The 19,298-nt window shown below is 72.6% G+C and carries 21 protein-coding genes; 11 read left to right on the top strand and 10 right to left on the bottom strand.

Annotation, left to right across the window (positions count from 1 at the left end):
- Window positions 1–8: 8 nt before the first annotated feature.
- From efeU to efeB, 3 genes are read left to right on the top strand one after another with little or no spacing between them, the layout of a single operon-like run.
- Window positions 9–869: an iron uptake transporter permease EfeU gene (efeU, locus tag QQZ14_RS22460; protein ID WP_284536655.1), complete on the top strand. Its 861-nt coding sequence runs from the start codon at window positions 9–11 to the stop codon at window positions 867–869.
- A 38-nt stretch (window positions 870–907) separates the two neighbouring features.
- Entirely contained in the window at window positions 908–2,074 is a 1,167-nt protein-coding gene (gene efeO, locus QQZ14_RS22465; RefSeq protein ID WP_284536656.1) for an iron uptake system protein EfeO, read from the top strand.
- On the top strand, window positions 2,071–3,387 hold the full coding sequence (gene efeB, locus QQZ14_RS22470; protein WP_284536806.1) for an iron uptake transporter deferrochelatase/peroxidase subunit: 1,317 nt from the start codon (window positions 2,071–2,073) through the stop codon (window positions 3,385–3,387). The genes efeO and efeB overlap by 4 nt, the downstream gene beginning before the upstream one ends.
- 7 nt (window positions 3,388–3,394) lie before the next feature.
- Here efeB and QQZ14_RS22475 read toward each other — a convergent pair whose 3' ends face one another.
- The 4 genes from QQZ14_RS22475 to QQZ14_RS22490 are packed head-to-tail and all read right to left on the bottom strand — an operon-like array spanning window position 3,395 to window position 6,237.
- On the bottom strand, window positions 3,395–3,745 hold the full coding sequence (locus QQZ14_RS22475; RefSeq protein WP_284536657.1) for a hypothetical protein: 351 nt from the start codon (window positions 3,743–3,745) through the stop codon (window positions 3,395–3,397).
- Between the two features lie 11 nt (window positions 3,746–3,756).
- Complete coding sequence (locus QQZ14_RS22480) at window positions 3,757–4,137, bottom strand: class I SAM-dependent methyltransferase (RefSeq protein WP_284536658.1); 381 nt, start codon at window positions 4,135–4,137, stop codon at window positions 3,757–3,759.
- On the bottom strand, window positions 4,134–4,664 hold the full coding sequence (locus QQZ14_RS22485) for a GNAT family N-acetyltransferase (protein WP_284536659.1): 531 nt from the start codon (window positions 4,662–4,664) through the stop codon (window positions 4,134–4,136). Before QQZ14_RS22485 ends, QQZ14_RS22480 begins: the two co-directional genes overlap by 4 nt.
- A gap of 13 nt (window positions 4,665–4,677) precedes the next feature.
- Entirely contained in the window at window positions 4,678–6,237 is a 1,560-nt protein-coding gene (locus tag QQZ14_RS22490) for an ABC-F family ATP-binding cassette domain-containing protein (protein WP_284536660.1), read from the bottom strand.
- A gap of 217 nt (window positions 6,238–6,454) precedes the next feature.
- On the opposite strand from QQZ14_RS22490, the gene serA reads away from it, so the two are divergent.
- On the top strand, window positions 6,455–8,047 hold the full coding sequence (serA, locus tag QQZ14_RS22495; RefSeq protein ID WP_284536807.1) for a phosphoglycerate dehydrogenase: 1,593 nt from the start codon (window positions 6,455–6,457) through the stop codon (window positions 8,045–8,047).
- A 7-nt stretch (window positions 8,048–8,054) separates the two neighbouring features.
- Here the strand turns inward: serA and QQZ14_RS22500 are convergent, their stop codons facing one another.
- Entirely contained in the window at window positions 8,055–9,197 is a 1,143-nt protein-coding gene (locus QQZ14_RS22500) for an epoxide hydrolase family protein (RefSeq protein WP_284536661.1), read from the bottom strand.
- A 65-nt stretch (window positions 9,198–9,262) separates the two neighbouring features.
- Here QQZ14_RS22500 and QQZ14_RS22505 point away from each other — a divergent pair, with 65 nt between their 5' ends.
- From QQZ14_RS22505 to QQZ14_RS22515, 3 genes are all read left to right on the top strand, one after another.
- Window positions 9,263–10,252 (top strand): helix-turn-helix transcriptional regulator, encoded by a 990-nt coding sequence (locus QQZ14_RS22505; RefSeq protein WP_284536662.1) that lies wholly within the window; start codon window positions 9,263–9,265, stop codon window positions 10,250–10,252.
- Window positions 10,253–10,281: 29 nt separating this feature from the next.
- Window positions 10,282–10,407: a hypothetical protein gene (locus tag QQZ14_RS22510; protein ID WP_284536663.1), complete on the top strand. Its 126-nt coding sequence runs from the start codon at window positions 10,282–10,284 to the stop codon at window positions 10,405–10,407.
- Window positions 10,408–10,480: 73 nt separating this feature from the next.
- Entirely contained in the window at window positions 10,481–12,160 is a 1,680-nt protein-coding gene (locus QQZ14_RS22515; protein ID WP_284536664.1) for a formate--tetrahydrofolate ligase, read from the top strand.
- An 11-nt stretch (window positions 12,161–12,171) separates the two neighbouring features.
- Here QQZ14_RS22515 and QQZ14_RS22520 read toward each other — a convergent pair whose 3' ends face one another.
- The 4 genes from QQZ14_RS22520 to yczR form a co-directional block, all read right to left on the bottom strand.
- On the bottom strand, window positions 12,172–12,522 hold the full coding sequence (locus QQZ14_RS22520; RefSeq protein ID WP_284536665.1) for an MmcQ/YjbR family DNA-binding protein: 351 nt from the start codon (window positions 12,520–12,522) through the stop codon (window positions 12,172–12,174).
- A gap of 405 nt (window positions 12,523–12,927) precedes the next feature.
- Complete coding sequence (locus tag QQZ14_RS22525; RefSeq protein ID WP_284536666.1) at window positions 12,928–13,101, bottom strand: hypothetical protein; 174 nt, start codon at window positions 13,099–13,101, stop codon at window positions 12,928–12,930.
- Window positions 13,102–13,210: 109 nt separating this feature from the next.
- A complete protein-coding gene (locus QQZ14_RS22530) occupies window positions 13,211–14,299 on the bottom strand; it encodes a saccharopine dehydrogenase (RefSeq protein WP_284536667.1) in 1,089 nt (362 codons plus the stop codon).
- A gap of 64 nt (window positions 14,300–14,363) precedes the next feature.
- Entirely contained in the window at window positions 14,364–15,800 is a 1,437-nt protein-coding gene (gene yczR, locus QQZ14_RS22535) for a MocR-like transcription factor YczR (protein ID WP_284536668.1), read from the bottom strand.
- 61 nt (window positions 15,801–15,861) lie between these two features.
- Between yczR and yczE the strand changes: the two genes are divergently transcribed.
- Together yczE and QQZ14_RS22545 are read left to right on the top strand one after the other, a co-directional pair.
- On the top strand, window positions 15,862–16,563 hold the full coding sequence (gene yczE / locus QQZ14_RS22540; protein ID WP_284536669.1) for a membrane protein YczE: 702 nt from the start codon (window positions 15,862–15,864) through the stop codon (window positions 16,561–16,563).
- A 49-nt stretch (window positions 16,564–16,612) separates the two neighbouring features.
- Window positions 16,613–17,056 carry an iron chaperone gene (locus tag QQZ14_RS22545; protein WP_284536670.1) on the top strand — a complete coding sequence of 148 codons (444 nt, stop codon included), beginning with the start codon at window positions 16,613–16,615 and terminating at the stop codon, window positions 17,054–17,056.
- 1 nt (window position 17,057) lies between these two features.
- Here the strand turns inward: QQZ14_RS22545 and QQZ14_RS22550 are convergent, their stop codons facing one another.
- Window positions 17,058–17,624, bottom strand: coding sequence for an O-methyltransferase (locus tag QQZ14_RS22550; RefSeq protein WP_284536671.1), 567 nt, complete (start codon window positions 17,622–17,624; stop codon window positions 17,058–17,060).
- Window positions 17,625–18,008: 384 nt separating this feature from the next.
- Between QQZ14_RS22550 and QQZ14_RS22555 the strand changes: the two genes are divergently transcribed.
- On the top strand, window positions 18,009–18,146 hold the full coding sequence (locus QQZ14_RS22555) for a hypothetical protein (protein WP_284536672.1): 138 nt from the start codon (window positions 18,009–18,011) through the stop codon (window positions 18,144–18,146).
- 10 nt (window positions 18,147–18,156) lie between these two features.
- Window positions 18,157–19,233, top strand: a complete 1,077-nt coding sequence (locus QQZ14_RS22560) for a 3-isopropylmalate dehydrogenase (RefSeq protein ID WP_284536673.1) — start codon at window positions 18,157–18,159, stop codon at window positions 19,231–19,233.
- The last annotated feature ends 65 nt before the right edge of the window (window positions 19,234–19,298 follow it).

Genomic DNA, 19,298 nt, shown 5'->3' on the forward strand with positions numbered 1-19,298 from the left:
TCTGCTGCGTGTTCGCGAACTACCTGATCGGCCTGCGTGAGGGCCTCGAGGCGGCGCTCGTCGTCAGCATCCTCGTGGCGTACCTGGTCAAGTCCCAGCGCCGGGAGCTGCTGCCCCGCATCTGGGCGGGCGTCGCGCTCGCCGTCGGAGTCTCGCTGGCCTTCGGCTTCGCGCTGTTCTACGGCCCCCGCGGGCTGACCTTCGAGGCCCAGGAGGCGATCGGCGGCACGCTGTCGATCGTCGCGGTCGCGCTGGTCACCTGGATGATCTTCTGGATGGCGCGTGCGGCGCGCACGCTCAGCGGCGAGCTGCGCGGCCAGATCGACAAGGCCGCCGAGGGCGGCTGGTTCGCGCTGGTGCTGGTCGCGGTCCTCGCGGTCGGCCGTGAGGGCCTCGAGACCGCGCTGTTCCTGTGGTCGGCGACCGAGGCGGTCACCCGCGACAGCGGCGGGACCTGGCAGCCGCTGGTCGGCGCCGCGCTCGGCATCGCGACCGCGGTGGCTCTCGGCTACCTGCTCTACCGGGGCGCGATCACGATCAACCTCAGCAAGTTCTTCGCCTGGACCGGAGGCTTCCTGATCGTCGTCGCCGCCGGCGTGCTGTCCTACGGCGTCCACGACCTGCAGGAGGCCGGCATCCTGCCCGGCCTGCACACCATCGCCTGGGACGTGTCCGGCGTGATCGACCCGTCGACCTGGTACGCCACCCTCCTCAAGGGCGTCTTCAACTTCTCGCCGGTCACCACGGTCCTCGAGGCCGTCGCCTGGCTGCTGTACGTCGTCCCCACGATGACGCTGTTCGTCCGCGGCGTCCGCCGCCGGAGCGTGGCCCCGGCGCGGGCCGCCGCCCCCACCCCTGTCAGCCACTGAGCCTCCCCAGGCCGTCTGCGAAGGATCACTCGACAGCGATGCGCACCCCCTTGCTCGTGACCCTGCTCCTGGCGACGCCGTTCGTCGCCGCGTGCACCGAGAACACCGACGGCGACACCGCCGGCGACTCCGGCGACGCCCGCACGATCAAGGTGAGCTCCACCGCCGACGCGTGCGACCTGTCCGCCAGCGAGGCGCCGGCCGGCCACCTCACCTTCGAGGTCACCAACGACGGCTCGCAGATCACGGAGTTCTACCTCCTCGGCGAGGACGGGCTGCGGATCGTGGGCGAGGTCGAGAACATCGGCCCGGACCTCTCGCGCCAGCTCGTGGTCAACGCCCCGGCCGGCTCCTACGTCGCGGCGTGCAAGCCGGGCATGAAGGGCGACGGCATCCGGTCGGACTTCACCGTCACCGAGTCCAAGGACGCCCCGAGCACGTCGGCCGACGACCAGCAGCTGGTCGAGAGCGCGCTGGACAACTACGGCGCCTACGTCCAGGAGCAGTCCGACCAGCTGCTCGACAAGACCCGCCAGTTCGTCGAGCTCTACCAGGCCGGCAAGGACGACGAGGCGCGGGCGATGTACCCCGAGGCCCGCACCCACTGGGAGCGGATCGAGACGGTGGCGGAGTCGTTCGGCGACCTCGACCCCAAGATGGACGCCCGCGAGGCCGACCTCGAGCCCGGCCAGAAGTGGACCGGCTGGCACCGCATCGAGAAGGACCTCTGGCCGGAGGAGGCCGAGGACTACACGCCGCTCACCGCCAAGCAGCGCGCGACGTACGCCGACGACCTGCTGAAGAACACCGAGGTCCTCGACGGCCGGGTGCAGAAGCTCACCTACACCATCGACCAGGTCGCCAACGGCTCGCGCGGCCTGCTCGAGGAGGTCGCCAACGGCAAGGTCACCGGCGAGGAGGAGTTCTGGTCGCACACCGACCTGTGGGACTTCCAGGCGAACGTCGACGGCGCCCGGGTGGCGTTCGAGGGCGTCGAGCCGATCGTCGCGCAGAACGACCCCGAGCTCGCCGAGACCCTGGAGACCCGGTTCGCCGACCTGCAGGGGCTCCTCGACGAGCAGAAGACCGCCACCGGCTTCACGTTCTACGACGACCTCGCCCAAAACGAGATCAAGGCCCTGGCGAACGCCGTCAACGCGCTCGCCGAGCCCCTGTCCCGGCTCACCGCGGCGGTCGTGTCCTGACCGAGCAGCCCACCACCCAGCACTCCGTCCCGGACGAGCCGACCGGGCGGCGCGGCCTCTCGCGCCGCGGACTGGTCGGCGGCGGCGTCGCAGCCGCCGGCCTCGCGGCCGGTGCGTTCGCCGCGGGCCGCGCCACGGCCGCGGACGCCGACCCGCCCGCACGCGGGCGTGACGCGTTCGCGTTCCGCGGCCCGCACCAGGCCGGCATCGTCACCCCCGCCCAGGACCGGCTGCACTTCGCGGCCTTCGACGTCACGACCGGCTCCCGGGCCCAGCTGATCGCGCTGCTCAAGGCCTGGACCGAGGCGGCCGACCGGATGACCCGCGGCCTCCCCGCCGGCGAGGTCGGCCCGACCGAGGGTGCGAGCGTGCTGCCCCCCGACGACACCGGCGAGGCGATCGACCTCCCCGCCAGTGGCCTGACGATCACCTTCGGCTTCGGGCCGACGCTGTTCCGCGACGCCGACGGACGCGACCGGTTCGGCCTGGCCGGCCGGCAGCCCGACGCGCTGCGGACCCTCCCGCACTTCCCGGGCGACCTGCTCGACCCCGAGCGCTCGCACGGCGACCTGTGCGTCCAGGCGTGCGCGGACGACCCGCAGGTCGCCGTGCACGCGATCCGCAACCTCGCCCGCATCGGCTTCGGCACGGTCGCGGTCCGCTGGTCCCAGCTCGGCTTCGGACGTACGTCGACGACCTCGACGTCGCAGTCGACGCCACGCAACCTGTTCGGCTTCAAGGACGGCACCGCCAACGTCAAGGCCGAGGAGCCCGAGGCCCTCGACGACCACATCTGGGTCGGTGCCGACGACGGCGACGCCACCTCCAGCTGGCTCACCGGTGGGTCCTACCTGGTGACCCGGCGGATCAACATGACGATCGAGGTCTGGGACCGCCAGCCCCTGGGCGACCAGGAGGCCTTCGTCGGCCGCACCAAGGGCAGCGGCGCGCCGCTCTCGGGCGGCGACGAGTTCACCGAGCCGGACTTCTCCATGCCCGGCAGCGACGGGCCGGTCATCCCGCGCGACTCCCACGTCCGGGTCGTCCACCCCGACTTCAACGGTGGCGCCCGGATGCTCCGCCGCGGCTACAACTTCGTCGACGGCAGCGACCCCCTGGGCGGGCTGAACGCGGGCCTGTTCTTCATCGCGTTCGTCCGCGACCCCGACACCCACTTCATCCCCATCCAGAACAAGATGGCCAAGTCCGACGCGATGATGGAGTACCTCAAGGTCACCGGCTCGGCGCTGTTCGCCGTACCCCCCGGCATCGCAGAGGGCGAGTACGTCGGTCAGGCGCTGTTCGAGGCCTGAGAGAGGTTCAGACCCGGCGGGCCAGGTGGACGCCGACGTCCTGGGCCAGCTCGACCGAGGGCGGGAGCGCGGCCCGCACCCGCCGCAGGGTCTCGGTGCGCACGGCCGGGTCGAGCACGAGGTAGGCCGACACGGTCGCGAGGTGGCGCACGAAGTGCTCGGTGCCGTGCGTCGAACGCCGGGGGAGCACCAGGTGGCGGACCTCGGTGAGCTCGGGCACCTCGTCGATCTCCGTGTACGTCGTCGAGAGCTGCGGCGGGTCCGCGACCGTGCCGAGGAGCTCGTCCTCGATCGCCTGGACCCGGGCGGCCAGGTCCGCGTCGGCGAGCACCGTCTGCGATCCGAAGACCGCGGCCACACCGCCCGGCCTCAGCACCCCGCCACCCGCTGCCAGCGGGTCGCCGGGTCGGTCCAGTGGAAGGACGCCGCCGCGAAGCACAGGTCGACCGGCGCGACGCCGGCCAGGTCGACCGTCTCCCACGTCCCGGCAACCACCTCCACGGGCAGGTCGCGCGTCTCCTCGGTGAGCACGGCGCGCATGCCGGCGTCCGGCTCGACGGCCACGACCTCGATGCGTCGCCGGGCGAACAGCGTGGTGGCCTTGCCGGTCCCGGCGCCGACCTCGACCGCCCGCCGGACCGGCCCGGTGGCGTGGCCGAGGACGACGTCGACCAGCTCGTCGGGGTACCCGGCGCGGTAGCGGTGGTAGTCGCCGGCCGCGGCCCCGAAGCTCAGTGCCCGCTCGGTCACGACTGCGCTGCCCACCGCTCCGCGGTCATCACGAACAACGCCGACTCCTCCTCGTACCACCTGTCGGTGATGCCCCGGTCCTCCATGCCGAGCCGGCGCATCACCGCCTGCGAGGCCCCGTTGTCGGTGTGGCTGACCGCGATCACCTCGGGCAGCCCGGCCGCGAACGCGTGGCCGAGCACCGCCCGCGCCGCCTCGGTCGCGTAGCCCCGGCCCCACGAGTCGGGGTGCAGGTGCCAGCCGATCTCGACCTCGCCGTGCTCGGCGTTCGGCAGCGTCATCAGCAGCACGGTGCCGACGACCACGCCGTCCTCGACCCGCTCGACCGCCCACATGCCGAGCGGCGGCACGTCGCGCTCGACGTACTTGTCGATGCGCTCGTGCGCCTCGTCGAGGTCCCTCATCAGCTCCGGCTCGCCGTCGCCGAGCCACGTCACGACCTCGAGCCGGCTCAGCAGGTCGAGCAGCCGGGGCGCCTCCTCGTGGCGCCAGGGGCGGATCAGCAGGCGGTCGGTCGCGAGGTGCACGAGCGCCAGCCTCTCAGTCGCCCTGGTCGTCCGCACCGGGGTTTGCGAGGTCCAGGACGCGCTCCACGCCGATGTCCTCCAGGAAGCCCCCGTCGTGGCTGGCCACGAGGAGCGCGCCGCGGTACGACGCCAGCGCCGAGACCAGCGCGTCGTACGACGCGAAGTCGAGGTTGTTGGTCGGCTCGTCGAGCAGCAGGAGCTGTGGGGCCGGGTCGGCCAGCAGCAGGGTGGCCAGCGTCGCGCGGAACCGCTCGCCGCCGGACAGGTCGCCGGCCCGCCGGTCCGCCGCCGAGCCGCGGAACAGGAACCGCGCGAGCCGGGCGCGCACCGCGTTGGCGTCGGCACCCGGGGCCCGCCGCCTGACGTTCTCGTAGACGGTGGCGTCGTCGTCGAGCACGTCGAGCCGCTGGGGGAGCAGCCCGACCGGGACCTGCGCGTGGTCGACGAGCGCGTGCAGCAGCGTGGTCTTGCCCGAGCCGTTGGGCCCGACCAGCCCGATCCGGTCGGGTCCGCTGATCGCGAGGCCGCCCGCGGCGCCGGCCTCGAGCACCACCCGGCCGCGTGGGACCTCGGTGCCGGGCAGGTCGATGCGGATCTCCCGGTCCTCGCGCAGCCGGGTCTCGGCCTCGCTGAGCCGCTCGCGGGCGACGGCCAGCCGGGAGTCGTGCACCCGGCGGTACTTCGCCGCCGACTCCTCCGCGGCGCGCTTCTTCGCGCCGATCACGATCCTCGGCAGCCCCCGCGTCTCGGCGGCCTTCGCGCCCTGCCGCCGGCGCTGAGCGAGCACCCGCTCGGCCTCGACCCGGTCGTTGCGCTGCCGGCGTACGTCGGAGCGCGCGCTGGTCACCGCCTGTCGCGCGGCCTCCTGCTCGGCGGCGACCTGGGCGGCGTACGCCGAGTAGCCGCCGCCGTACCAGCGGACCCCGCCGTCGCGCAGGTCGCCGATCCGGTCCATCCGCTCGAGCAGCTCCCGGTCGTGGCTGACCACGAGGAGCGACCGGGTCCAGCCCGCGACCACGTCGTAGAGCCGCTCGCGGGCCCGGGCGTCGAGGTTGTTGGTGGGCTCGTCGAGCAGCAGCACGTCGGGGCGCCGCAGCAGCAGCCGCGCGAGCCCGAGCTGGGTGACCTCGCCGCCGGAGAGCTGCCCGAGGCGGCGGTCGAGGACGTCGGTGGGCAGGCCGAGCCGTCCGAGCTCGGCGACGGCACGGTCCTCGACGTCCCAGTCGTCGCCGATGGTGTCGAAGAGCGCCTCGTCGACCGCGCCGTCCTCGACCGCGCGGATCGCGCGGCGGACGGGGCCGATGCCGAGGAAGTCCTCGACGGGCTGGTGCACGTCGAGGGTGAGGTCCTGGGGGAGGTAGCCGACCTCGCCGGAGACCTGGACGTGCCCGGCGGTGGGCCGCAGGTCGCCGGCGACGACGCGCAGCAGCGTCGACTTGCCGGCGCCGTTGAGGCCGACCAGGCCGGACCGGCCCGGGCCGACGAGCAGGTCGAGGCCGTCGAGGACGGGGGTGCCGTCGGGCCAGGTGAAACCGAGGCCGGACGCGCTGATGACAGGGGTGGGTGCAGGCATGGCGAGCTCCGTACGAGGTGGCGGGATGGGGCGGCGACCTCAGAGCTTCAAGTGGACCTGCCTGCGGGAGGGGGTAGGACGGCTCCCAGCGTAGGTCGGTCGCTGGCGCGGACGCGAGCGATTAGTTCATCGCGGTCGGGTAGAGTGCCCGCGCAGCACAGCGTCGTGCGCCCACCGACACATCGCACACCCCCCGCAAGGACCCCCCGCTGTGACCATGCCCGTCAGCCGGCCCGTCGTCCTCATCGCCGAAGAGCTCAGCCCGGCGACCGTCGAGGCGCTCGGCCCGGACTTCGAGATCCGGTACTGCGACGGTGCCGACCGCGGCGAGCTGCTCGCCGCGATCGCCGACGCCGACGCGCTCCTGGTCCGCTCCGCCACCAAGGTCGACGCCGAGGCGCTCGCGGCCGCCCGCCGGCTCAAGGTGGTCGCCCGCGCTGGGGTGGGCCTCGACAACGTCGACGTGCGCGCCGCGACCCAGTCCGGCGTGATGGTGGTCAACGCGCCGACGTCCAACATCGTGTCCGCCGCCGAGCTCGCCGTCGCGCTGATGCTCGCCGCCGCGCGGCACGTCTCGCCGGCCCACGCGGCGCTCAAGAACGGCGAGTGGAAGCGCGCCCGCTACACCGGCACCGAGCTGTACGAGAAGACCGTCGGCATCGTCGGCCTGGGCCGCATCGGTGTACTCGTGGCCCAGCGGCTCAGTGCGTTCGGCATGAACGTCATCGCCTACGACCCCTACGTGCAGGCCGGCCGGGCCGCGCAGATGGGCGTGCGGCTCGTCGACCTCGACACGCTGCTCACCGAGGCGGACTTTATGTCCGTGCACCTGCCCAAGACCCCCGAGACCGTCGGCCTGATCGGCACCGAGCAGCTTGCGAAGGTCAAGCCGTCGCTGGTGCTCGTCAACGCCGCCCGCGGCGGCATCGTCGACGAGCCCGCGCTCTACGCCGCCCTCAAGGAGGGCCGGGTCGCGGCCGCGGGCCTGGACGTGTTCGCCCAGGAGCCGTGCACCGACAGCCCGCTGTTCGAGCTCGAGAACGTCGTCGCCACGCCGCACCTCGGCGCCTCGACCGACGAGGCCCAGGAGAAGGCCGGCATCGCGGTCGCCAAGTCGGTGCGCCTCGCGCTCTCCGGCGAGCTGGTCCCCGACGCGGTCAACGTCCAGGGCGGTCTGATCGCCGAGGACGTCCGTCCCGGGATCCCGCTCACCGAGAAGCTCGGCCGGGTCTTCACCGGCCTGGCGGGCGAGGTCGCGCTCTCGATCGACGTCGAGGTCCGCGGCGAGATCACCGACTACGACGTCAAGGTGCTCGAGCTGGCCGCCCTCAAGGGCATCTTCACCGACATCGTCGAGGACCAGGTCTCCTACGTGAACGCGCCGCTGCTCGCCTCGGAGCGGGGCATCGCCGTCCGCCTCGTCTCCGACCCGGAGAGCCCCGACCACCGCAACCTGATCACGATCCGCGGCACCCTCGCCGACGGCTCGCAGGTCTCGGTGAGCGGCACGCTGATCGGGATCAACCAGAAGGAGCGGCTGGTCGAGGTCAACGGCTTCGACGTCGACCTCGAGCCCACCGAGCACCTCGCGTTCCTCACGTACGGCGACCGCCCCGGCATGGTCGGCACGGTCGGGGTGATCCTGGGCGACGCCGGCATCAACATCGCCGGCATGCAGGTCTCCCGCGATGCCAAGGGCGGCCGCGCCCTGGTCGCGCTCTCCGTGGACACCGCGATCCCCGGCGACGTGCTGGCCGACCTGCAGCACGCGATCTCCGCGGTCTCCGCCCGCGCGGTCAACCTGGTCTGACTGCGGCTCAGCCCGCGGCGCCGAAGAACGCCCGCAGGTCGGCGACCACCGCGCCGGGGTTCTCCAGCACGGCGAAGTGCCCGCCGCCGTCCAGCTCCGACCAGTGCTGGATGTTCGCGTTGTCGCGCTCGGCCAGCGACCGGATCGTCTGGAAGTCGTGCTCGAAGACCGCCACGCCGAGCCGTCCGGTGCTCACCACGGGCTCGCGCTGGGCGTGCGCCTCCTCGTAGTGGTAGCGCACCGACCCGGCCGAGGTGTTGGTCAGCCAGTACAGCGTCACCTGCTCCAGCACCTGCTCGGGCGTGACCAGCGAGGTGCCGTTGCCGAAGCTCTCGAACAGCTCGGAGTAGGCGAGCTGGCCGACCGGGCTGTCGGAGAGCCCGGCGGCGATCGTCTGTGGCCGCGAGCCGTTCATCGCGTTGTAGCCGCCGACCGACTGGAACCACTGCAGGTGCTCGAGGGCGGCGTACTCCTTGGGGCCGAAGCCCTCGAACTCGGCCGGGTCGCCGGAGGGGAACGAGAAGAGCTGCAGCACGTGGGCGCCGAGGAATCCCTCCGGGTCGAGGATCGCCAGCTCGCGGCCGACCATCGCGCCGCCGTCCGAGCCATGCACGCCGTACGACGAGTAGCCGAGCCGGCGCATCAGCGTGTCCCAGGCGCGGGCGGTGCGGGCCATCGTCCAGCCACCCTCGGCGACCGGCGTGGAGAACCCGAAGCCGGGCATCGAGGGGATCACGACGTGGAAGGCGTCCTCGGCCCGGCCGCCGTACGCCTCGGGGTCGGTGAGCGGACCGATGAGAGGCAGGAACTCCAGGAACGACCCCGGGTAGGTGTGCGACAGCACCAGCGCCCGCGCGCCCGGCACCGCCGAGCGGGCGTGCACGAAGTGGATCGTCTGGCCGTCGATCTCGGTCGTGAAGTTCGGGTGCGCGTTGATCCGCGCCTCGACCGTGCGCCAGTCGAAGCGCTGCCAGCGCTCGACCATCTCGCGCAGGTAGGAGTCCGGCGTGCCGTACTCCCAGGAGTCGCCGGGCGCGGGCCGGGCGAACCGGGTGGAGGCGAGCCGGCGGCTCAGGTCGTCGAGGTCGGCCTGCGCGACCTCGACGGTGAACGGGTGGAGGGCGGTGGGGGAGGCGGGGTTCGTGGTCATGTCCCTGACGCTAGGGTGGGTTGCGGAAGATATGGTTCCTGAATCGCAACCCGGGAGAGATGCTCATGGGAGAGACCGCGACCCGCACCCTCGCCCTCCTCTCGCTGCTCCAGAGCCGCTCGGACTGGTCCGGCGCCGACCTCGCCGAGCGGCTCGGCGTCTCGGACCGGACGATCCGGCACGACGTGGCGCGGCTCCGCGACCTCGGCTACCCGGTCGACGCCGTCCGCGGCCCGGGAGGTCGCTACCGCCTCGGCGTCGGCGCCAAGCTGCCGCCGCTCCTGCTCGACGACGAGGAGGCCGTCGCGGTGGCGGTCGGCCTGCGCGCCGCCACCGGTGTCGCGGGGGTCGAGGAGACCAGCGCCCGGGCGCTCGCGAAGCTCGAGCAGGTGCTGCCCGACCGGCTGCGGCGCAAGCTCAACGCCCTGGTCCGGGCCACCTCGGCCGGTCCGGTCAACACCGACAGCAACGTCGAGGACCCCGAGGTCGACGCCGAGGTCCTCCAGACCGTCTCGGTCGCGATCCGCGACCACGAGGGCCTGCGCTGCGACTACCGCGGCGAGCCGCGCGAGCTCGAGCCCTACCACCTGGTCGCCTGGCAGCGGCGGTGGTACCTCGTCGCCCGCGACCCGCGGACCGACACCTGGGATCCGTACCGGGTCGACTGGCTGCGGCTCAAGACGCCGGGCGGGCGGCGGTTCACCCCGGTCGACCTCCCCGAGGACCTCACCGAGCTCGTGGTGCGCGAGGTCGCCCGCACCGGCTGGGCCGTGCACGCGCGGATCCTGGTCGACGCCCCGGCCGAGGCGGTGGTCGCCCGCATCAACCCCGCCGTCGGCACGGTCGAGTCCCACCCGGACGGCGGCAGCGTCCTGGTCACCGGCGGCGACAGCCTCGAGGTGGTCGCCGTCTGGATCTCGATGCTCGGCCTCCAGTTCCACGTCACCGACCCGCCCGAACTGGTCGAGCACGTCCGCGAGCTGGCCCGGCGGTACGCCGCCGCGCTGCCGGCACCGTTCCCAGGATCGACCTCCACGGCGGCCGCACCGCGCTAGCGTCGCCCGATGCGCGCCCGATGCGCCCGATGCGCGCCCGATCCGTCTGCGACCCGTTCGGCCGGCTGCCGGCGTCGATCCCGCGTCCGGGCGGCACCGGCGAGCTGTTCGACCTCGGCCACGGACCGGGCGTCGGACGGGACGATCAGCGCTGAGGAGAGGCCGTTTGGCACTTTTCTGCGGTGAACGCCGCGTTAGCGTGCAAAGAGGTACGAAGGGAGGCCGACAGTGTTGTCGGACATCGAGATCGCCAACGCCGCCACGTTGCGGCCCATCACCGAGGTGGCCGTCGAGTCACTCGGCATCGACGCGGAGCACCTGGTGCCGTACGGCCACGACAAGGCGAAGGTGGACCCGGTCTACCTGACCTCGTTGGCCGACCGGCCGCTCGGGAAGCTGATCCTGGTCACCGCGCTGTCGCCGACGCCACCGGGGGAGGGCAAGACGACCACGTCGGTCGGCCTGACCGACGCCCTGCACGGGATGGGCCACCGCGCCATCGCCTGCCTGCGCGAGCCCTCGATGGGCCCGGTCTTCGGGATGAAGGGCGGCGCCGCCGGCGGCGGCTACAGCCAGGTGGTGCCGATGACCGACATCAACCTGCACTTCACCGGCGACTTCGCGGCGATCGCCGCGGCCAACAACCTGCTCGCGGCGCTGATCGACAACCACGTCCACCACGGCAACGAGCTCGACATCGACGTGCGCACCGTGACCTGGAAGCGGGTGCTCGACACCAACGACCGCGCGCTCCGCGAGGTCGTCGTCGGTCTCGGCGGCCCGATCAACGGCTTCCCGCGCGAGGACGGGTTCGACATCGTGGTCGCCTCGGAGCTGATGGCGATCTTCTGCCTGACCGAGTCGTGGGCCGACCTCAAGCGCCGCATCGGCGACATCGTCATCGGCTACTCCCGCGCGGGTGCCCCCGTGACCGCGCGTGACCTCGGCGCCACCGGCGCGATGGCGGTCCTGCTGCGTGACGCGATCGCGCCCAACCTCGTGCAGACGCTCGAGGGTGCGCCGGCGTTCGTGCACGGCGGGCCGTTCGCGAACATCGCGCACGGCTGCAGCTCGGTGATGGCCACCCGCGCCGGCCTGCGGCTGGCCGACTACGTCGTCACCGAGGCGGGCTTCGGCGCCGACCTGGGCGCGGAGAAGTTCGTCGACATCAAGTGCCGCATGTCCGGCCTGCGCCCCGACGTCGCCGTCGTGGTCGCGACCGTGCGCGCCCTGAAGTACCACGGTGGCGTGGCGCTCGCCGACCTCGACACCGAGGACCTCGACGCGGTCGAGGCCGGCATGGACAACCTGCGCCGCCATCTGCACAACCTCCGCGAGGTGCACGGCATCCCGTGCGTCGTCGCGGTCAACCGGTTCCCGAGCGACACCGACGCCGAGGTGACGCGCGTCGTGGAGCTCAGCGAGGCGGCCGGCGCCACGGCGTACCCCGCCACGCACTTCACCGACGGCGGCATCGGCGCCCAGGACCTCGCCAAGGGCGTGCTGCAGGTGCTCGACGAGCCGCCCTCGTCGACGTTCGCGTTCACCTACCCCGACGAGCTGTCGCTCACCGAGAAGGTCGAGGCGGTCGCGACCCGCATCTACGGCGCCGGCCGGGTCACCTGGGACGGCAAGGCGAGCAAGCGGCTCGCCCGCATCGAGCGGGACGGGTACGCCGGGCTCCCGGTGTGCATCGCCAAGACGCAGTACTCCTTCTCCACCGACCCGACCGTCCTCGGCGCCCCCACCGGCCACGAGCTGCGGGTCCGTGAGGTGCGGCTGTCCGCGGGCGCCGGCTTCGTGGTCGTGGTCTGTGGCGACATGATGACGATGCCGGGGCTCCCCAGCCACCCGGCCGCGCAACGGATCGACCTCGCCGACGACGGGACGATCATCGGGCTGTCGTAGCCATCGGGTTCTCAGCCCAGGTGCTCGGCGACCAGTCGCTTCGGCGCCTGGGCCGCCCACGCCTCCCGGACGAGGGCCTCGAGCCGGTCGTCGGGCACACCCGCCAGCTGGACCTCGAGGCCGAGGAAGCTGCGTGGGGGATCGGAGCGGCGCACCGCTGTTGCGTGCTCCGGGTCGGCGGTCGCCGCTGCCTGCGCCGACTCCTCGGAGACGCAGAACACGGCCGTGGTCTCGTCTCGACCCATGCCCAGGAAGGTCGTGCCGCGGACCTGCCACAGCGGGACCCTGAACCGGAAGTGCTGCTTCTCGGTGACCTCGGGGAACTCCATCGCCCAGGCCCGGATCTGATCGGTGGTCGCCATGGCACCAGGTAGCCACACGGGACCCGGCGTCGTCCAGGACGACGCCGCTCAGGTCCGTGACCTCCACGTCGCTCGGTGCCGCGTCGCGCCTGACGGAGACTGTCGGTCCGCGCGCCTAGAGTTCGTCGGGTGAACGAGCGATGAGCAAGGAAGCAGCGGTCCGGGCGATGCGAGAGGCCAGGTACAACGAGAGGTCGGCTGCGCCGACCGCCGCCGCGACGCCGGCCAGGCCGGCGGCGCGACGCCCGAAGGCGACTCCGACGACGGCTGCTGCGGCTGCCCCGGGCCCGTCCGTCGATGGCCTGTGTGGTCACCGTTCGATGAACGGACGCAGCTGCACCCGCGAGCTGGGCCACGCGGCGAAGAGTCACCGCTACTCGTGACGCGCTCGGGCAGCCGTCGAGGTCAGTCGCGGGTCGGGGAGGTGCTGGCGAAGGTCGGCGGCCGCAGCTTCGCCAGCGCCGAGAGCTCGCTGGCCGTGAGCATGGGGGTCCGGGAGAAGTCCCCGGCGTAGTACCCGTTGTGCCGGCGGCGGCGAGGTCCGGTGTAGGTGCCGCTCTCTTCCTCGATCGTGAGCATCTCGGTGATCTCCTGTGGTCTGGGGCGACCGCCGGGGATGGCGGTCTGCTGTACCTGGTCTCACCAAGACCACGAACGGCACCGACCGAGATCGACAGCCCAGGTCCGGTCAGCTCCGCGACCCTCTCGGCGCCTCGAGTCTCTCGACCGCCTGCTCGAAGGCGCGGCCCGCCGCCGCCCACGGCCCCGCGGGTTCGCCGTCGCGGACCAGCGTCAGCAGGTGCGGCGTCAGGTCGGCGCTGAAGCTCTCGCTGGCCTCGCGGGGGAGCAGCGAGGGCAGGTTGTCGATGGCGATGACGTCGAGCGGCGCGCTGCCGTGCTCCGGATCGCCCGCGTGCAGGCGCCGTACCGGCTCCTCCCAGGTGGTGATCCTGTTGTTCACCGGGAGCATGTTGGTGGGACCGGTGACGTCGCAGGTGACGTCGGCGAGCACCCGGAGCCGGCGCTCGCGGTCCAGGTCCTCCGGCTCCACGAACGGCGTCGTCGGGGTGTGCGTGACCACGCAGTTCACCAGCAGGTCGTGGCCGAGGAGCGCCTGCTTGTGCAGGTCCTGCGTCTCCTGGCGATCCCACCGGGTCGTCGGCACGCCGGCGGTCGTCAGCGCGTCCTGGGCGCCGCGACCGGACCGGCCGAGCGCGCCCGTGACCAGCGCCAGCAGCCGGTCCGCTCCGGCCCTCCCGGCGCGCTCCAGCTCGGCGTCGAGCTCGGGCCTGGCCATCGGAGCGAGCGGCGCGGTCAACGAGCCGGCGAGGTGCAGCAGCCCGAGACCGGCGCCCACGTAGCCCGCCCAGTAGCCGAACGCGACAACGCGCCTGCCGCTCTCGTCGACGAGGTACTCGATGTCGAGCAGCCGACCGCCGCCCCGGACGAAGCGCTCCAGGGTGCGCCGAGCGTCCGCCTGACCCTTGAACGCGTGGGCGAAGTAGATGTGCCGGTGGCGCAGCGACTCCGGCTCGTCGGGCAGCTCCTTGATCCCCAGGACGTAGGCGTCGTCGGGCGCGTCGACCCAGCTGCCCTCGGCGGCGACGGACGCCCCTGCCGCGACGTATTCCTCGGTGGGGAAGATCCGCTGGGCCGACGCCTCGACGGTCACCTGCAGCCCCGCGTCCAGCAACGGCCGGACATCGGCAGGTACGACGGGCGCACGCCGCTCGGTGCCGCGGGACTCGGATCGGATCCAGACGTGGACGGGCTGCATGCGGTCAGGATGTCACCGACGCCGCGGTGCTCGGGCGGAGCCGGGCCTGCGCGCTGACGGGCTGTCAGGCCACCATCACCCGACCGGACGAGCCGGCCGACGACGTGGGCCGCTCCCGCACGACCGCCCAGGCCGCGGCGATCCGGCGTACGCCCTCGGCCAGCTCGTCGGGCCGCCGGCCCCAGGGGATGCGGACGAACGAGTCGAGGCCGCCCTCGGCGGCGAACATCGGGCCGGGCACGATCGCGACCCCCTGGCGCTCGGCCTCGGCGGCGAGCGCGGAGCCCAGCGGCGCTGGCAGCCGGCACCAGAGAGCGAGTCCTCCGGACGGCACCCGGAACGTCCATTCGGGCAGCTGCTCGCGGACCGCGGCGACGAGAGTGTCCCGCTGGGTGCGGAGCGTCTCGCGGTTGGCCGGGAGGATCTCGTCGGCCTCGGCCAGGAGCCGGACGAGCACGAGCTGCTCCATCACGGGGGCGCCGAGCTCGAGCGAGACCCGCGCCTTCGTGAGCCGCTCCATCTGCGAGCGCGGGGCCCGGATCCAGCCGAGCCGCAGGCCGCCCCAGAACGCCTTGCTCGCGCTCCCGATCGTGATCGTGTCGGGGGCGTACGACGCGAACGGCCGCGGCATCTCCTGCCCCTCGAGTGCCAGTGCCTGGTGGGACTCGTCGACGATCGGGGTCGCGTGTGCCCGGCGCAGGCAGCCGGCGTACTCCTCGCGCTGCGCGTCGCTCATCAGGTGCCCGGTGGGGTTCTGGAAGTCCGGGATCAGATAGGCCAGCCGCGGCGCGGTCTGGCGGATCGTGGCCGCGACGGCGTCGAGATCCCATGCCTCGGGATCGACCGGCACCGGGATCAGTCGCGCTCCCGCGTGCCGCAGCGCGTCGGTGGCGTTGGGATAGACCGGCGACTCGACCAGCAGCCGGTCACCGGGCCGGGTGAACGCCTGCGCGACGATCGAGGCGGCGGCCAGGGCGCCCGACGTCACCATGATCTGGTCGGGCTCGGTGCTCAGCCCGCGCGCGTCGTACGTCGTGGCGATCGCGCGCTGCAGGTCGGGCAGTCCGACGGGGAAGTAGCCGTGTCCACCGAGGTACGCCGGCAGGTCGGCCGCGGCCTCGGCGTAGGCCTTCGCGATGCCGACCGGGGCTCCCGGAGCCGCGCAGCCGAGGTCGATCACGTCGTCGTCACCGGACCGCGGGAACAGTGCCCGGTCGTGTGCGCGCGCCCGGCCGCCGGGCACCCGCGTGAACGTGCCGGCGCCGCGCCTGGCCTCGGCGTACCCCGCCTCGCGCAGCGCGGCGTAGGCGCGGGTCACCGTGGTGCGCGAGACGGCGAGCGCCTCGGTCAGCTCCCGCTCGCTCGGCAGTCGGGTGTCGAACGCGATCCGCCCGTCGCCGATCAGCAGCGTCAGCGCGCGGGCCAGCCCGGCGTAGGCAGGGGCGCGGTCGAAGTCGCCGACCAGGGTGGCCACGCGGGCGGCACTCACGATGCGCGTCATGCAGGCCACTCTTCCACGATTGGCTATTTCCGAGAAGGCCAATCGCCGCCACCATGGTGGGGTGACCCTGACCGCCGCCCGTCCCGGGCTCACCGACCTCGGCCCGATCGCCCAGCTCCGCGCCGGGCGTCTCGCCCGCCGGCTGCCCCAGCTCTTCCTCGGCCTGGTGCTGTACGGCGTGTCCCTGGCGATGATGTTCCGCGGCCACCTCGGGCTCGCCCCCTGGGACGTGCTCCACTCCGGCCTGATCCGCCACGTGCCGATCACGATCGGCCAGGCCGTGGTCGTGATGAGCTTCGTGGTGCTGATCGCGTGGATCCCGCTGCGCGAGACCCCTGGCATCGGCACGATCTCCAACGCCTTGGTCGTCGGGTTCTCCGCGGACGCCACGCTGGCCGTGCTCGACCGGGCCGACGGGCTGCCGCTGCGGATCGCGCTGATGGTCGGCGGCGTGCTGCTGTGCGGGCTGGCCAGCGCGCTCTACATCGGCGCCCAGCTCGGCCGGGGCCCGCGCGACGGCCTGATGACCGGCCTGGCCCGGCGTACCGGCCGCTCGCTGCGCCTGGTCCGCACCGGCCTCGAGGTGGTCGTCGTGCTGATCGGGCTGCTGCTCGGCGGCACCCTCGGCCTCGGCACCGTGCTGTACGCGCTCGCGATCGGGCCCCTGACCCAGCTCTGGCTGCCGGCATTCACCGTCGACGTGCGCGCGCCCGCCTCCCGATCGATCAGGAATCGAGAAGCACGGGTGTCGGAGCCGAACTAGGTTCGGTCCTGCCCGGCGGCGAGCCGGGGACGAGCTTCCAGGAGGAACCATGACCACGACGCAGACCGGCAGCGACGGCTTCACCGAGGCGGAGCGCGCCGCGATCAAGTCCCGTGCGGCGGAGCTGCGCGCCGAGGGCAAGAAGGGCGCGAAGCGGGCCGACGGGCTCGAGCAGCTCCTCGAGTCGACCGAGAAGATGGCGCCCGAGGACCGCGCGCTCGCCGAGCGCGTGCACGTCACCGTGACCGAGCACGCGCCCCAGCTCGAGCCGAAGACCTGGTACGGCATGCCGGCCTACGCCAACGCGGACGGCAAGGTCGTGCTGTTCTTCAAGAACGCCGGCAAGTTCAAGGAGCGCTACTGCACGCTGGGCTTCGAGGGTGCAGCGAACCTCGACGACGGCGACATGTGGCCGACCGTCTTCGCCCTCACCGCGTGGAACGACGTCGTCGCCGACCAGGTCGCCGCCTTGGTGCGCCGGGCGGTGTCCTGACTCAGCGCTTGGTGGCGATCAGCGCGGAGGCGTCCGGGGCGACCATCACCTCGACCGAGGTGAACCGCTCGTCGGTCAGCCACTGCTCGCGCAGGGTGTCGACCCGTCCGTAGGCGATCGGCGGCCACACCTCGCACGGGGTGAAGTCGTCGAGCACCACGATGCCGCCGGCCTCGACGAGGTCAGCGATCGAGTCGACGCCCACGTCGCCCGGCTCGCCCGAGTCGAGGAACAGCAGCGAGAACGGGCCCTTGTCCAGCAGCGTCGACCAGTCCGCGGAGAGCACCTCGACCTGCGGGTCGTCGACGAAGATCTCGGCCGCGGCGTCGGCGAGCTTGGCGTCGAGCTCGGCGGTGATGATGCGTGCGTTGCCGCGGACCCCCGAGCGCAGCCAGGCGGTGCCGACCCCGCATCCGGTGCCGAACTCCGCCATCACGCCCTCCCGGGTGGCGGCCAGGGCCGCCAGGAGGCGTCCGGTCTCGTTGCGGCAGAACGACACGTATCCCGCCTTGCGGGAGACGGCGAACGCACGGGACACGACGTCGGGGAGGTCGGGCGGGGCGCTCATGGGGCGAGTCTCTCATTGCGGGACTTCCGTCTCGCATCGCGAACAGTCTGTGGAATGTCGTCGCGCGGACGCACGTGCTGTCGTACGGTGAGCGCACCATGCGGAACGTCTTCGTACTTATTGACTGCCGCGGCGAGGCTTCTTAAGAGAGGCCACCTCGCCGCGGTGTTCGGCGTTGACGGTCTCTCGGTACATCTGAGTCGAAGATGTCTCCGCGCGAGACCCGCCGCCAGCAGCACGGCGTGATCCGCATCCTGATGGTTCTCTCCCTCGCTCGTGCGATCCACGAGCGATCGCGTATCCCGCGCCGGGCCATCTTCGTCTCAGGTGTATCGGGGCCGCACGGCCAACCGCACCCGACACGACACCAGAGAGAACACCGCCATGTACGACATGTATCCCGACTGGGGACCCGCCAGCCACCACCCGGACAACCCCCGCAGCTACGAGAACGTCAGCGCGGCGCTGCAGGCCTCGCTCGACCTGCGGGACAACGGCGGCCAGCGTCCCGACGACAACTAGCCTCGGACGCATGACCACCGACTCTCCTGCCACGTCCGGATCCCTGCGCCTAGCCGTCATCCCTGGCGACGGCATCGGGCCGGAGGTGACCGCCGAGGCCCTCAAGGTCCTCGAGGTCGCGTCCCCCGCGGGCGTGAAGTTCGAGCAGACGCGCTACGACCTCGGCGCCGAGCGCTACCTCGCCACCGGCGAGGTGCTGCCCGACTCGGTGCTCGACGAGGTCCGCGCGCACGACGCGATCCTGCTCGGCGCCGTCGGTGGCAAGCCCAACGACCCGAACCTGCCTCCGGGCATCCTCGAGCGCGGGCTGCTGCTGCGGCTGCGCTTCGAGCTCGACCACTACGTGAACCTCCGCCCGTCCCGGATCTTCCCGGGCGTCGCGTCGCCCCTCGCCAACCCGGGAGAGGTGGACTTCGTGGTGGTCCGCGAGGGCACCGAGGGCCCCTACACGGGCAACGGCGGAGCTCTCCGCGTCGGCACGCCGCACGAGGTCGCCACCGAGGTCTCGGTCAACACCGCGTTCGGGGTGGAGCGCGTCGTCCGCGACGCCTTCGCCCGCGCCCAGCGGCGTCCCCGGAAGAAGCTCACGCTGGTCCACAAGACCAACGTGCTCGTCAACGCCGGCTCGGTGTGGTGGCGGCTGTTCCAGGACGTGGCCCGGGAGTACCCCGAGGTCACGACCGACTACATGCACATCGACGCGGCGATGATCTTCATGACCACCGACCCCGCGCGCTTCGACGTGATCGTCACCGACAACCTGTTCGGTGACATCATCACCGACCTCGCCGCCGCCATCACCGGCGGCATCGGCCTGGCGGCCTCCGGCAACGTCAACCCCGACCGGACCACGCCGTCCATGTTCGAGCCCGTCCACGGCTCGGCGCCCGACATCGCGGGCCAGCAGAAGGCCGACCCCACCGCCGCGATCCTCTCCGCGTCCCTGCTGCTCGACCACCTCGGGTACGCCGACGCCGCCGCGGCCATCGAGACCGCCGCCATCGCCGACCTCGCCGCGCGCGAGCCGGGCGCGACGCGCCGTACCGCCGAGGTCGGCGACGTCATCGCCGCGCGAGTAGCCGGCTAGCCGGCGGGCTGCGGGGTTCGGCTGTCAGCAGCCGAAACCCGCACGACACGCCGGCGGCCCTCGGC

Origin of the sequence: Nocardioides sp. T2.26MG-1 (genome assembly GCF_950101795.1) — a bacterium.
GTDB lineage: Bacteria > Actinomycetota > Actinomycetes > Propionibacteriales > Nocardioidaceae > Nocardioides.

What these genes read in the sequence shown, in the direction of transcription:
- QQZ14_RS22520 (WP_284536665.1), bottom strand. Translation starts at nt 12,522, where the DNA reads ATGGCGACCACCGATCAGATCCGGGCCTGGGCGATGGAGTTCCCCGAG.
- QQZ14_RS22550 (WP_284536671.1), bottom strand. Translation starts at nt 17,624, where the DNA reads ATGAGCGCCCCGCCCGACCTCCCCGACGTCGTGTCCCGTGCGTTCGCC.
- efeO (WP_284536656.1), top strand. Translation starts at nt 908, where the DNA reads ATGCGCACCCCCTTGCTCGTGACCCTGCTCCTGGCGACGCCGTTCGTC.
- QQZ14_RS22510 (WP_284536663.1), top strand. Translation starts at nt 10,282, where the DNA reads ATGCGCGCCCGATCCGTCTGCGACCCGTTCGGCCGGCTGCCGGCGTCG.
- QQZ14_RS22530 (WP_284536667.1), bottom strand. Translation starts at nt 14,299, where the DNA reads ATGCAGCCCGTCCACGTCTGGATCCGATCCGAGTCCCGCGGCACCGAG.
- QQZ14_RS22500 (WP_284536661.1), bottom strand. Translation starts at nt 9,197, where the DNA reads ATGACCACGAACCCCGCCTCCCCCACCGCCCTCCACCCGTTCACCGTC.
- QQZ14_RS22505 (WP_284536662.1), top strand. Translation starts at nt 9,263, where the DNA reads ATGGGAGAGACCGCGACCCGCACCCTCGCCCTCCTCTCGCTGCTCCAG.
- yczR (WP_284536668.1), bottom strand. Translation starts at nt 15,800, where the DNA reads ATGACGCGCATCGTGAGTGCCGCCCGCGTGGCCACCCTGGTCGGCGAC.
- QQZ14_RS22525 (WP_284536666.1), bottom strand. Translation starts at nt 13,101, where the DNA reads ATGCTCACGATCGAGGAAGAGAGCGGCACCTACACCGGACCTCGCCGC.
- QQZ14_RS22560 (WP_284536673.1), top strand. Translation starts at nt 18,157, where the DNA reads ATGACCACCGACTCTCCTGCCACGTCCGGATCCCTGCGCCTAGCCGTC.
- QQZ14_RS22555 (WP_284536672.1), top strand. Translation starts at nt 18,009, where the DNA reads ATGTACGACATGTATCCCGACTGGGGACCCGCCAGCCACCACCCGGAC.
- QQZ14_RS22490 (WP_284536660.1), bottom strand. Translation starts at nt 6,237, where the DNA reads ATGCCTGCACCCACCCCTGTCATCAGCGCGTCCGGCCTCGGTTTCACC.
- serA (WP_284536807.1), top strand. Translation starts at nt 6,455, where the DNA reads ATGCCCGTCAGCCGGCCCGTCGTCCTCATCGCCGAAGAGCTCAGCCCG.
- QQZ14_RS22545 (WP_284536670.1), top strand. Translation starts at nt 16,613, where the DNA reads ATGACCACGACGCAGACCGGCAGCGACGGCTTCACCGAGGCGGAGCGC.